This window comes from Cupriavidus pauculus (assembly GCF_008801835.1).
Classification (GTDB): Bacteria; Pseudomonadota; Gammaproteobacteria; order Burkholderiales; family Burkholderiaceae; genus Cupriavidus; species Cupriavidus pauculus.
Map to the genome: position 1 here is coordinate 68,247 of NZ_VZOW01000005.1, position 13,090 is coordinate 81,336.

The 13,090-nt window shown below is 61.6% G+C and carries 10 protein-coding genes; 4 read left to right on the forward strand and 6 right to left on the reverse strand.

What is annotated here, in order from left to right:
* Positions 1 to 19: 19 nt before the first annotated feature.
* From F7R19_RS07945 to F7R19_RS30110, 3 genes are all read right to left on the reverse strand, one after another.
* Positions 20 to 3,481, reverse strand: coding sequence for an ATP-binding protein (locus tag F7R19_RS07945; protein WP_150979901.1), 3,462 nt, complete (start codon positions 3,479 to 3,481; stop codon positions 20 to 22).
* A gap of 15 nt (positions 3,482 to 3,496) precedes the next feature.
* Positions 3,497 to 4,144, reverse strand: coding sequence for a response regulator transcription factor (locus tag F7R19_RS07950; protein WP_061958111.1), 648 nt, complete (start codon positions 4,142 to 4,144; stop codon positions 3,497 to 3,499).
* 583 nt (positions 4,145 to 4,727) lie between these two features.
* On the reverse strand, positions 4,728 to 5,312 hold the full coding sequence (locus tag F7R19_RS30110; protein WP_223506055.1) for a hypothetical protein: 585 nt from the start codon (positions 5,310 to 5,312) through the stop codon (positions 4,728 to 4,730).
* Between the two features lie 646 nt (positions 5,313 to 5,958).
* On the opposite strand from F7R19_RS30110, the gene F7R19_RS07960 reads away from it, so the two are divergent.
* From F7R19_RS07960 to F7R19_RS07975, 4 genes are all read left to right on the forward strand, one after another.
* On the forward strand, positions 5,959 to 6,669 hold the full coding sequence (locus F7R19_RS07960) for a fimbria/pilus chaperone family protein (RefSeq protein ID WP_061958113.1): 711 nt from the start codon (positions 5,959 to 5,961) through the stop codon (positions 6,667 to 6,669).
* A 133-nt stretch (positions 6,670 to 6,802) separates the two neighbouring features.
* Complete coding sequence (locus F7R19_RS07965) at positions 6,803 to 9,430, forward strand: fimbria/pilus outer membrane usher protein (RefSeq protein ID WP_150979902.1); 2,628 nt, start codon at positions 6,803 to 6,805, stop codon at positions 9,428 to 9,430.
* Positions 9,431 to 9,561: 131 nt separating this feature from the next.
* Positions 9,562 to 10,047, forward strand: a complete 486-nt coding sequence (locus F7R19_RS07970) for a DUF1120 domain-containing protein (RefSeq protein WP_150979903.1) — start codon at positions 9,562 to 9,564, stop codon at positions 10,045 to 10,047.
* 191 nt (positions 10,048 to 10,238) lie between these two features.
* Entirely contained in the window at positions 10,239 to 10,490 is a 252-nt protein-coding gene (locus F7R19_RS07975) for a hypothetical protein (RefSeq protein WP_061958116.1), read from the forward strand.
* 34 nt (positions 10,491 to 10,524) lie between these two features.
* Here the strand turns inward: F7R19_RS07975 and F7R19_RS07980 are convergent, their stop codons facing one another.
* The 3 genes from F7R19_RS07980 to F7R19_RS07990 all read right to left on the reverse strand — a co-directional run bounded on the left by F7R19_RS07980 (position 10,525) and on the right by F7R19_RS07990 (position 13,089).
* Positions 10,525 to 10,968 carry a BLUF domain-containing protein gene (locus F7R19_RS07980; protein WP_061958150.1) on the reverse strand — a complete coding sequence of 148 codons (444 nt, stop codon included), beginning with the start codon at positions 10,966 to 10,968 and terminating at the stop codon, positions 10,525 to 10,527.
* 9 nt (positions 10,969 to 10,977) lie between these two features.
* Positions 10,978 to 11,700: a GTP cyclohydrolase I gene (gene folE / locus F7R19_RS07985; protein WP_150979904.1), complete on the reverse strand. Its 723-nt coding sequence runs from the start codon at positions 11,698 to 11,700 to the stop codon at positions 10,978 to 10,980.
* A 129-nt stretch (positions 11,701 to 11,829) separates the two neighbouring features.
* A complete protein-coding gene (locus F7R19_RS07990; RefSeq protein WP_150979905.1) occupies positions 11,830 to 13,089 on the reverse strand; it encodes an arsenic transporter in 1,260 nt (419 codons plus the stop codon).
* Position 13,090 lies beyond the last annotated feature (1 nt).

A 13,090-nucleotide genomic window follows, 5' to 3' on the forward strand; every position in this document is an offset into this window, starting at 1 on the left:
GGCGCCGGGCCCGCTAGCTCTAGGATGTGGCAGCGGTATCGTCGGCGTCGTGCGCGTTACTGAACTGCCGGATGCTGTCCAGCAACTCCGCTGCCGAAGTCGCAATGTCGTCCGTCCACTGGAGCGGGGACGCCTCGCACAGGTGTTCCACCGCACGGCACATGTCCACGAGCGCGATTTCGCTGACGATCAGGAAGGCGCCCGCCGAACGATGGGCCCAATGGCCCAACGCTGCCGCATCGCGGCGAAGCACGATGTCGGCCAGTTCGGGCTCGTCATGCTGAAGATGCGCGCGGAGAATGGCGCGATAGCGCGCGCATTCCGATGCTGGAATTGGCGAAGCGTCGGCGACGTCCTGATGTTCTTCCATGGAAATTGCCTCGTCGTGCAATTGATGTACGGGAATTTCGGACAGCGCGGTGCCGAGCGACCGCAGCGATGCCGGCTTGGCAATATGGCCGGCGAAGCCGCGCGCGAGCCAGTCGCCAGCATGATCGTCGCGCGTGACGGCGCTGTATGCCAGAACCGGCAGGTCCGGCCGTAGCGCACGGACAGCAGCCAGAAGTTGGTAGCCATCCATCACGGGCATATGAATGTCCGTCAGCACGACGTCGACGTCGGCCACATCTTCCTCAAGGATCGCGAGGGCCTGACGTCCGTCACCGGCGACGATCGCGTGCCAGCCCAGCGTTTCAAGCTGTTCGGCGATCAGCGTCTGGTTTAGCGCATTGTCCTCCGCCACCAGGATCGTACGGGGTGGACCCGGCAGCCTGCCGGTTGCGTCCGGGTCGTCGAGCCGTGCCGATGATCGCGTTGCCCCGTCAAGCTCGCACACATCGACCAAGGTGGGCGTGTCGTCGGCATTCAGTGCCGCGAGCGCTGCGGCGAGGAGGGCGGCATGATCGAACGTGGTCACTTCGAATACCCCCGGCGCGCACGCACGCGGGTGCTCCGGGCCATTGCGGGTGATCCAAACCGCCTGGGCGCCGTGGACGTCGCGCAGTGCCTGAACCGTCTGCAGGCTGTATTCTCCTGTCACGATCAGGATGTGCGGGCGATTGTTGCGCAGCCAGCCAAGCGCCGGATCAATCTGGTGGAACACCTGCGTTCGCCAGCCGTCGCGTTGCAGCCATGCTTCGATAATGTTGCCCGATTCCGGCTCCTGGCACAGAACCATCGCCTGGCTGCCGCGGACAGCGGGCTCGTGGGCCGTCTGCTCACCGGGCGCTTGCGGCAACGGAATGGAGATGGTGAACGCGCTGCCAACGCCTTCGACGCTTTCCACGCCGATATGTCCGTCCATCAGTTCTGTCAGGCGCGCGCAAATGGAAAGGCCGAGCCCCGTTCCACCATAGCGGGCCGAAGTCCCCGGCTCCGCCTGCACGAAAGGATGGAAGACGCGGGATACCAGCGTCGGCGGCATGCCAATGCCGGAATCGCGTACGCGGCAGACAAATATGGTGCGCTGCTCGGTATCGACCGTGATTTCCGCGCTCAGCACGATCTTGCCGCAGGCCGTGAATTTAAAGGCATTGCCGAGCAGATTGCCAATGATCTGGGAGATTCGCGTGCGGTCTCCAAAAAACGCGCCATCCAGTGTGGGCGACAGGTGCACGTAGAAGCGGATGGGCCGTTCCGCGACCATCGGCGCATAGGACATCGACAGGCTTTCCAGATCCTCGAGCGGTCGGAACGATTCATTGGCCAACTTCATCTCGCCTGCGTCGATCTTCGAAAAATCGAGGATGTCGTTGACGATCCGGCGCAGGCCGTCCGACGCCACCTGCAGCGCGCGCAGCCGGGAGGCCTGGGCGCCCATGCCGTCCGCGCGGACCAGCAGTTCCAGATTGCCAAGCAGCGCATTCAACGGCGTGCGAATCTCGTGGCTCATCGCCGCGAAGAAATTGGACCGCGCACGCATCATCGCCTCGGCCGCTTCGCGGGCGGCACGCAGTTGGTCCTCTAGCCGGTGCTGCGCCGTCACATCCTGGATGGCGCAGAACAGCACATCCTCATCGCCATAGCGGACCGGCGCGCAAGTGACGAGAAGAAACTGTCGTAGTGCTGCGGCCACATCGGGCGCATCATGCGACGACGCGCCCGGCGATGCCGGGACGGTGACCTGGGCGATCGCACCTTGGCCGGGCTGCGCGGGGGCGGCGGACGCGGCGTACAGCGCGTCGGCAATATGGGCGGGCAGCGATGCGCCCTGTGCGCGGCCAAGCAACGCATTGGCGACCGCATTCGACGTGATGATCTGGTTATCGCGCTTACGCACGATGCAAAGCCCGATAGGCGTCGCACTCACAAGAACATGGTTGATGGTTTCGCTCTCGAGCGCACGTGCGGCTTCTGCGTGACCGCGGCGCAGCAGGTGAACGTCCCAGTATCGCGCTACCAAAACGATACAGCCGATCAGGAAGACGCCGACGCCGCCAATGGCGATCAGTTCTGCGGCAATCGATCCGGCCAGCGTCCGGAACGACAGCGCATAGACCAGCGAGCCGAATCCAGGGTTCAACGGCTGCACCAGCAACAGGCCAGAGCGCGTGATCGCAAGCGATTCGGTTGGCGTCTGCGGGACGTTCGACAGGATGCTTTGGATTTGGCCAGGGCTGATTGGCGGCGACACATCGACCGGCACATTCGCCGGGTTGATCAGCAACAGCATGGCAGGGTCGGCCGGCCGCTTCAGGCGCGCCAGGAAGGCGCTTGCGGGAATGCTTGCGGCAAGGTAGGCACTGTGCCGGCGGTTCGCTGTGGTAGTTGCCAGCACGGCCGTCACAGCCTGTTCTTTCAGCAGCGGGTCTTCGACCGGACCAATCCAGGCGGGTTGCTGTGGCTGGCCCGGATGCTCGCGTACGCTTTGGGCTATCGCGTCGCGCAGCACAGAAACGTGGCCGGGCCCAAGGCTGGAGATCACGTATTCGGGCAGCCGCGTGGGCGACAAGATGATGGCGAAGGCGGCATCGGCATCCACAATATAGGCAATGTGGTTCTGTTGAAACGCCATCTGCGTAGTGATCGTCGCCGTGGCGATTTGCTGAAGCTGCCACAGGCGCTGCGCCGTCGCGTGTCCCCAGGCTTGTTGCGTCGCCGGTGGCACCAGCAGCGCATAGCGTCCGTCTGCCGACAAGAATTTGCCGTTTCGCTGGATTCCATCGAATACCGCCGCGTCAACCGGTCCGACGCTGTCGGCCTCGAGATAGAACCGCAATGTCAGCGCGGTGCGCCGCAACAGCGACGTCTCCCCCTGCAATTGAAGCGAAATGGTGCTGACGTACTGCGCCACATGGTTGCGCCTGACATCGAGGTGCCGGGCTGCCGCCAGTCCCGCAAGCAACAGCCCCGACACGATGACGATTACGATCAGCAGGCCAACCGTGACGTAGTAGAGGTGCTGCTGCCGTCTCGCGTTGCGGGCAAGCGTCTGGAAGGATTGGGCCAGGGATTCCTGGGTGCGGTCGAGAATCTGTTGCATGGCCCGATGGAAGGATCAGATCAGTCCGTTTTCGTAGGCGTAACGAATCAGGTCTGTATTTGTCTGTACGTTGAGCTTGCGCATGGCTACGGTCTTCTGGCTGGAAATCGTGCTGACTGAGCGACCGAGCTTTTTGGCGATCTCGCTCAGTTGAAACCCCTGCGCATATAGCCGGATGACTTCCAGTTCGCGAAGCGTCAGCTCGGTGCTGGGCGCGGCCGCCGCCGACGCGTTGTCTAGCACGGCGCGGATCGACGGCGAATAGAAGTGGCCGTTGCTGACCGTCACATGCACGCAAGCACGAACAATCTCATCGAGTTCGTCCTCCTTGCTGACGAAGGCGCGGGCGCCGAGCTTCATCGCACGCGTGACCACACCGGGATTGGTCTGCGCGCTGACAATGACGATACGTGTCTCGGGGTACAGACGCACCAGCCGACGCAGCAGGTTGAAGCCGTCGATCGATGAGTCGCCATGGCCCATGCTGAAATCGGTCACGGCAACGTCCACCGGAAACTCTGCCAGTGCTCCAACCAGTTCACTACCGTTTGTACATTCGCAAACGACCTGAAAGCCGGGGGTTCGTTGCAAGCAATCTCTCAGCGCAATGACAACAAGCGGATGATCGTCGGCCAGGGCAACGCGAATGGTTTTTGCAGGCATGCCTCAAATTCCTTTTTTCAGGCAAGCGGCGATATCCGCCGGGGTAACGTCGTGTGAAAGAGTCGTGCTTTCGCGAACATAAGGAAAATACTCCATCGTTAACTGAAAAACACACGATTCCACAAAATTCCATTGTGTGCGATCAGAGATTGATGGAATAAGCGGGAACTAGTCTAGGTGGTGGCTGACTCGCTGCAGGAGTGCATATTCTGTCCGTTTCTGGTGGGGCAACAAAACCTTTTTCCTCGTCTGGTTCCGTATATGGATTGGAAAATTCTGAAGGATTGACGCGAGCAGTTTTGGCGTTAAGTCGAAGATTACGAAACCTCAAAAATGTCGAACGCCACTTCTGAGGATGAATACCGATGATGAGCGCAAGATTCTGACTAGTTACACAGAGGTGCCGCAATCGTATTTCAGCTAATTGCGCGCATCGTTCTTCCGCGCGGATGCGGCCGCTGAGGATCTGCTGCGAAAGACGGGAGACGAGAGGCCAACGGCAGCAAGCGAAGCTGCGGGTTCCCCACATCGCGCCGACTCCTGGCGGCGCCCTGTGACGGAGCGGCCAACTTGGCCTGTCGAATCAATGCGGAGGCGCCTCCAGGATTTGGGCCTGATTGGCGATGGCGTCGGTCAGCCCGCAATACTGCGGCAGTAATCGGCTGGCGCGTTCGACGAAGCCCTTGCACCGCTGCGACTGGACTGGCGCGCCAGTCTGCACGAGAACCGCGGCGGGATGCGCGAGTGCCGCATGTTGCGACAGCCAGTCGGGTGTTCGCGTCACGCCGCGTTGACGCAGCAGCATCAACAGTTCCACTGGAATTGCCTGTTCTAGAGGGTGATCGAAGTCAAAGAGCGACTCGTCTGTGTCGAGCCGGCACTGAAACAGGTGTCGCTCCGCCAGCTCCTTGGCAAGCGGACCAAATACGTTGTCATCTGCTTGCCAGCTATCGACGATCTGGCCCAGCAGGGCGTCGCTTTTCTGAAAGGCCGGCTGCGGCACGGGGACGTCGAGCGCCTTCCCGGCCACGGCGATGATCATCCCGGTCATGCCGCTGAGCGCGATCATGTCCGTGGGGTCGCTGTCGACGCCGAACCACGACCGCAGGACAAACGCGGCGAGATCGTTCCACCCCAGCGCCAGCAGCATGGCGATCTGCAGTGACATATCGCGTTCGTAGGTCTGACGCCGGACCGGTCCGCTCCACTGTTCCTTGTGAATGGCTAGCGCATGCGTGGCCGCCACGGATTCCACCACGCCAAGCTGCAGAGATAGCCAGTTGGTGGACGAACAAGTGGTGCCGCTGTCGAGCTCGATGGCGCGCCATTGGCGCAGCCTTCCCAGCCAGAACATCGCCCGCGCCGCTCGCGGAAGCGGTACGGCATTTGGAGCGGCCAGAAATTCGGTCAGCGTTTCGCGGTACATGCCATGCAGAGCATTGGCCTGGGCTTGTGCGGTATGAAGGATGGTTTTCCTTCTTTGTTCGGACTCCGGTTCGTTTGTGGATCTGTTGCGCATTGAGAAGATGCCCGTGAAGAGTTTTGAGGTGAATAACGACACTAAGGTTGGGTATGAACAGGGTCCATCGCAATTTACCGAAACTTGTGGAGTTTTTCGGAACGTCTACTACGATTCGTCACAAGACCATGGTCATGGAATTTATAAGCCAGAAAATTAAGTGATTTTTGAGAAAATTACTATTCAGGCGCTGTAATTGTCAGGTGCAAACTTCGCTGCGATTCTAATGTTAGGGTCGTAATTGAATAATCTTTTTTAGGTGGATATAAGGGTGAAGACGATGAGAGATATCTCCATGTTCAGAATTCGCTCGCTGGCGCTTGCGTTGAGCGCGATGACGGTCTCGCCGCTCGCGCTTTCCACGGGGATGGTGCCGGAGACATCGGTGGTGTTGGTCAACGAGGCCGACGGCGAGGCGACCATGAACGTGAAGAACAGCGAGTCCTCGCCACAATTGCTCTATACCTCGATCAACCACATCGAGGAAGACAAGGAGGACCTTGTGGTGGTGACGCCGCCAGTCACGCGCGTGGAGGGCAACGATACGCAGGTCGTGCGCTTTATCCTGCGTAACAAGACGCCGCTGAAGACCGAGCGTCTCGCGCGGGCGGTGTTCGAAGGCATTCCGCCCAAGGACGACAAGGCAGGGGAGGCGCGCGTGACGATGACCGTGCGCCAGGATCTTCCGCTGGTGATTCATCCCAAGGGTCTGCCGATCGAGCGCGAGCCCTGGAAGCGATTGCGGATCAGCGTGAGCGGCGATGAACTGATCGTCGAAAACCCAAGCCCCTATGTCATTCGGCTGGCGCAATCGGTGCAGTTCCAGCCGGGGCAGGAAGCCGCGGAGCTGCCCCGTCCCTACGTGCTGCCGGAAACAACTGTCAAGGTGCCGTTGAGCAAGGTCCCGGGCCAGCCAGTTTCGGTGCGCCTGTACCCGGCAACGCTTTACGGGTTCGCAGTCGACAGCTTCGATGCGCCGATTTCGCCGGAACGCACATCGAAGTGATGCAGTACCAATGGAGCAACTTGATAAGAAGGAAATCCGGCGCCGCCCACGCGGCGCAATCGGAAGATTGGGGTTGTGCAATACCGCGCTGCAGTTGGCCTTGCTTGCGTTTGGCCTAGCAAGGATTTTCGTGTTGGACGCGGTAGCGCAAACGATGCCGGCAGGCCCGGAGGAGGTGCGCGAGGCGGCGGACGTCGGAGCAAAGAGCGCCCCGGTCCGCCCCGGTTCGCAACGAGGGGATATTTCAGAAGTCGAACAGGCTGCGTCTGCCGCACCGGCTGAACGGGCTGCGCCGGCTGAACCGACCGAACCTACCGAATCGACAAAAACTACAGAACCGGCCGAACCCACCGCAGCGGTTGCACCGAAGGGTTTCGACCTCGACATGATGAAATCGCGCGGCATTGATCCGCGCATCGCCGACTATTTCATGCACGGTGCGCGCTTTACGCCAGGCATGTCGCTGGTGACATTCAAGGTCAACGGGAAGTCAAAGGGATCCGGCATGGCGCGATTCGACGACGAGGGGCAACTCTGTTTCGACGCCCGGCTTGTGGCCAGGCTCGGCCTTCGGATGCCAGGCGACGACGCCGTCGATCGCAAATCTGCATCGCCGCAAGCACCTGCCCCGGATGCGGCGGGGTCGTGCCTGGACTTCAAGGGCGCGTGGCCAGCCACGGTGATCACGCTGAAGCCGAGCAGCTCTGCAGTCGATCTGCTCGTTCCGACCGATGCGCTACGGATCGACGCCGTCGATCAAGTCGATTACACGACGGGGGGCGTGGCAGCGCTGCTCAACTACGATCTGCTGGCGACGGGCAGCCGCTTCGAGGGCGGCAGCACGCGCTATTTTTCCGCGGCCAACGAATTTGGGTTCAATGCGGGCGACTGGATCGTTCGCAATCGCAACACCTATAGCAATGACGGCAATACGTCGAATTTTTCGCATCTCTACGCCTATGCGCAACGGACGTTCGTCGAGCGGGAATCCGTGTTTCAGGCAGGCGAGATCAATGTGGGGAATTCGATCTTTCCTGGCCCGGCCATCACTGGTGCGCAGTGGATTCCCGAACTGGCGCTGAAGCGCAGCACGGGTAACGGCACGAGTATCGATGGCATCGCACAGACGCAGGCTCGCGTGGAGGTCCGCCAGGCCGGCGCGTTGATCTACAACACCATGGTCCCGCCGGGGCCGTTCACGTTGAGCAATGTGCCGCTGCTGAACGGCAGCAATGACGTCGAAGTCACGGTCATCGAGGCGAACGGGGCGGCACGGAAGTTCGTTGTGCCTGCGGCGCAATTGAATGCTGGCTCGCTCGGGATCGCCCCGGGTTATTCGTTTGCCGTCGGCAAGCTACGACAACTCGGTGACGAAACGCCGGTCAAGCCCTGGATGGCCACGGGCACCGGGACGTGGCGTGCGGGCAAGAACGTGGGGTTGACCGGCGGCCTGATGTTCGGCACTCAATACCAGAGTGTGGGCGCAGGCGCCGATGCTAGAGTGTTCAAGAACTCGACTAATGTCAGCCTTCGCGGGCTGTTTTCCAATGCGACGCGACAGGGCGAGCGCGGCGCACAGCTGACGGGTTCGCTTTCGTCGACGATCGGTAATGGATTCAGCGTCAATGCCTCGGCGACGCAACAGACGGAAGGCTACCGGTCGCTGACCGATACCACGCAGGAGACCACCTCCGCGTGGGTCGACAACCATTATCGCAGCCAGTATTCGGCCGGCATTTCCTGGAGTCAGCAACTGCTGGGCGGCGTCACGATCAGCTATAGCCGGTCCACGCTTTTTACCAACGTTGTGACGCAGCGTGTGACCGCCTCGTGGGGCAAGTCGTTCAAATACGCCACTGTATCGATCAACGCGGAGAAATCCCTGGGCGGTGACGGGGAAAACAATGGCAATTCGATCTACGCCAGCGTGTCGATTCCGCTTGGCCGCCGCAGCGTGCGCGGCTATGTCAACCGGGTTCAGGGCGAAACCCGGATCGGCGCAACGTATAACGAAGCGGTCAACGATGGCTTCAGCTATAGCGTCAATGCGGAGGGGCGGCCTTCCGAGGGATCTGCTGCGGCATCGGCCACTGCGTCGATGACGCCTTACTACACGCATCTCAACCTTGGCGTCTCTCAATATGGCAGCTCTAGTACGTCCTATAACGTCGGCATGAATGGCGGCCTTGTCGCGCACAAGCACGGGGTGACCTTCTCGCCCTACGCTGTGGGGGATACGTTTGGCATCGCGTCGCTCGGCGATGTGCAAGGCATCAAGATTTCCACGCCGCAAGGCCCCGTGTGGACCGATCCTTGGGGGCAAGCGGTGATTTCGAACGAACCCGCGTACACGTCGAGCCGGGTGGAGGTCGCCACAAAGTCATTGCCGCGCAATATCGATATCACCAACGCCTTCCGCCAAATCAATCCTGGCCGAGGATCGGTCACTTACGTCGATTTCGATGTCGTCAAGGTAAGGCGCCTGCTATTGCACGCAGTCGATACGGAAGGCAAGCCTCTGCCGCGCAACGCCACGGTTACCGATGCATCCGGCACCTTCCTGACGACCGTTCTTAACGACGGCACCATTTTCTTGCCCAATACACAGGCGGCGGCCGGAATGAAAGTGCAAAGCCTTGACGGCAAATCGTGTGTACTTGATTTCGCGCTGCCGGAGGTCCAGGACCTGAATGCCTATTTCGACGAGGCCAATGCCGTTTGCAGACCGGCTGACCCATCCAAGCAAGGAGCGACCAAGTGATCGCCATGCGCAAGCCCGCGCGCCGCGGAGTGAAATGCTGGTGCTGTTGCGGCCTTCTGCTTCCTGTCATCGCCCTGGCGCAGGCGCCGGTGCCGACCGTGCACGGTGCGCCGTCGCCGGAGCCGCCTCCCGTGCAAGATTGCCAAATCATCGTCAGCGAACCTGAACTCGATTATGGTGCGGTGACGCGCTATGCGCTCCGGGAAGATCCGGCGTCGCACAATCTGCTTCTGGGCAAGCGCCAAGTCATTCTGAACGTGAGTTGCGTGAGCGCGGTAAAAATCGGCGTGAGCTTTCGTGGTCCGTCCGTTGGCGCCGATTACCTGTTTGGTACGCAAGGCCGGGTCGTCATGCGCGTAATCGATGCGCAACTTGATGGACGCAGCGTCAACCTTGGATCGGCCAACGTGGCAGGCATGATGCCGGTTTCGAGCGCCGCCAGCGTGCAGTTCGTGCCGGGGCAGGTCGTCGTGCCCGTCGAAAATGGTCAACCGGCCACAGGGACGCGGTTTTCGGCAACGGTGGAAATGGATCCGTCGCTGCCGATAGACGCCGCGCGCGTGCGGGGTAGATCGACGGTGGAAACTGTCGGCACATTCGAAGTGGTGTGGCGCTAGCGCTTCACCCGCACCTATGGCAGGCGGCCCAGTGTTAGCTTCGGGCCACGATATATACGCGCACTTCAGGGTCATTTCGCACTGCATCACACAGCGCGACGAATGATGGCATGCTGTCGATGCCGTGCGCAGCGGGCAGGATCACGTTGCGGTCACGGCCGCCTGTACGACCCCCGGAATGGAGGTGTGCCATGCCAACGCGCCAATTTGCCGATTTCCCCGCCAACGAAAAACAGGAACTCGAGGCCGTGTTCCAACATCTTGGCCTCGCGCTCGATGAATTCGAAATCTCGGATACCAACGGTACATCCGCGCGCCAAGTGACGGTACGACGTCAGCGCACGGGTGCGGAGAGCGTCTATGACGCCAGCCCGGGCGCCGCGTGGGTCGAGGAAATTGAAAGCGATCTCGAATGCGGGCTGTTCGGTCGGGTGTCGGCGTAACGGTTTAGGTATCGACGACGCCATATCGACGCGGTCAGTGACGGCTACGTTCCTGGCTGCGACCGACTATCGACGCACCGGCAATCAACTCCTTTAGCAGCGCCAAGGATGCCGCCCCAGGCATGCGGTAGGGATCGAGTTCGCCCTGCGCGGAGTACTTGAGCAGCGTCGCAGCGTTGATCTTGTCGGCGTTCACGCGTCCCATCGACCAGCCAGAGAACGCCCGCTCGGCGATCTCCTCGTAATGCAGCAACACGACGTCGTGATGTCGCGCGTCGCGTCCGATATTGAGATAGAGGCGCGATACCGCTTCCCGGCTGCCTTCGAGCGCCTGCAGGAAAATGCTGTTGCTATGGCATAACACGCCGGTAATGCCGTGACGCGGATTGTGCGCCAGGCTGGTGTCGAGGATGGCGTCGAGCACATCGGCGCTCAGCGGCTCACGGGCGCGGCTGGCATAAAGCAGGCGAACTAGCATCATGGCCCCTTAACGACGGTTCAGATTCAACAGTGTCAGGAATTCTCGGCGCAGCTTGTCGTCCTTGAGAAACGATCCGCGCATGACACTGTTGGTCATTTTTGCGTCCGTGTCCCGCACGCCGCGCCAATGCATGCAGAAGTGCTCGGCCTCCATCACAATGGCCAGCCCATCCGGGTTCATCTTTTCCTGCAGCAGGTCGGCCACCTGCGCGACCGCTTCTTCCTGGATCTGCGGCCGGCACATGATCCACTCGGCCAGACGGACATATTTCGACAGCCCGATCAGGTTGGAGTGGCGATTTGGCATGACGCCCACCCACAGACTGCCGATGATCGGGCATAGGTGGTGGGAGCACGCGCTGCGCACCCGCATCGGGCCAACGATCATCAGTTCGTTCAACTGCTCGACATTCGGGAATTCCGTGACTTCTGGCGCCTTGGCGTAGCGGCCCGCAAAGATTTCCTTGAGGTACATCTTCGCCACGCGGCGCGCGGTCTCGCGTGTGTTGTGGTCCTGATCGACATCGATCACCAGCGCGCGCAGTACCTCTTCCATGCGGGCTTCGACTTCGGCCTGCAACGCGTCCAGTTCACCGTGCTCGATATGGCGAGCAATGTTGTCGTTGGCATGGAAACGCTCGCCCGATGCTTCGATACGGGCGCGGATGCGGTCTGCAACCGGCGTGGGAGCGGGGCGCTTGGCCTCGTCGAGGTGATCCTTGTGTGACATGTGTAGCCGCTGGCGAACGGTAAGAGGGGGCGCGGTGCGCGGTGCTTCACTATATGGCAGTTGGCATTGCACCACAACTCGACGCCGCGGGCGTCGCTTTGGCGCCCGCCGTTTCGCGCTTTCAATGCTTCAGCGCAAGACCGCCAGCGCCGGCAGCAAGGCCAGCGGCATCACGATGGCGCCGGTCTTCAAGAATGTCGCGGCGCTCACCGCATGGCCTTCGCGGCGCAATGCCGTCAACCACAGCAGTGTCGCCAGCGATCCGGTTACCGACAGATTGGGGCCAAGATCCACGCCGATCAGCACGGCCGCCGTCACCGTGTCGGATGCGTGGCCCGCGGCGAGTGCCGATGCGGCAAAGAGCCCGGCCGGCAGGTTGTTGACGATATTGCTGACGACGCCAATCACCAAGCCGGCCACGCCCGCGCCGAGCACCGCTTGCGAACCCTCGCGCGCCGACAGTTCGCGCACCCAATGGGCCAACTGATCGATCAGTCCAGTCTGCGACAGCCCTGCGACCAGCACGAACAGTCCGGCGACCAGCGGCAGCACGCCCCACGACACTTCCGACAATGCCGGGCGCAGCAGGCGCGGTTGCGTCGCGCACACCGCCATCAACGTCGCGGTGCCGCCAATGAACGTGGGCCAGCCCAGGTCGCGACCGAGCAGCGACGCGGTCAGCAAGGCCGCCCCGGTGAGGAAAATGCCAAGCGTGGTCAGCCAGGCCTGCAGCGATAGCGGTGGAACTTCCACATCGTCGGCGATAGGCTCGGCCAGCACCTCGCGTTGCGTCCAATAGAGAACGACAAAGGTCATCGCGATGGCAACCACCGACGGCAACGTGAAGCGCGCCAGCCAGCCCAAAAGCGGCGGCATCCGCTCGCCAAACAGCACCAGGTTGGCCGGGTTCGAAATGGGGAGCACAAAGCTGGCCGCATTGGCGATGAAGGCGCAGGCGTACAGATAGGGAAGCGGGTGCTTGACGCGTGCGGCGCGCGTGGCCGCCAGTACGGCCGGCGTCAGCACCACGGCGGTCGCGTCGTTGGACATGAAGGCCGTGACGGCGATGCCGAACCCGTAGACCAGCGCGAAAAGCCGTTTGGCGGAGCCCCTTGCACTGCGCACGGCCAGCGCCGCCACATGATCGAACAGCCCGGTTTTGCGAGCCAGCTCGGAAATCAGCATCATGCCGGCCAGGAACAGATAAACGTCATTGCCGCGCGCTACGGCGTCGATGGCATCGCGCCACGGCAGCAGGCCGGCCAAGCAGAGCAGCAGCGCGCCGCCCATCGCCCAGTAAGGCTCGGCAAGCCGGAACGGACGAAACAGCACGCCGGCCGTGGCCAGCGCGGCGACGGCCCAGATCAATGGATTGGCGTAGCTCGGCATC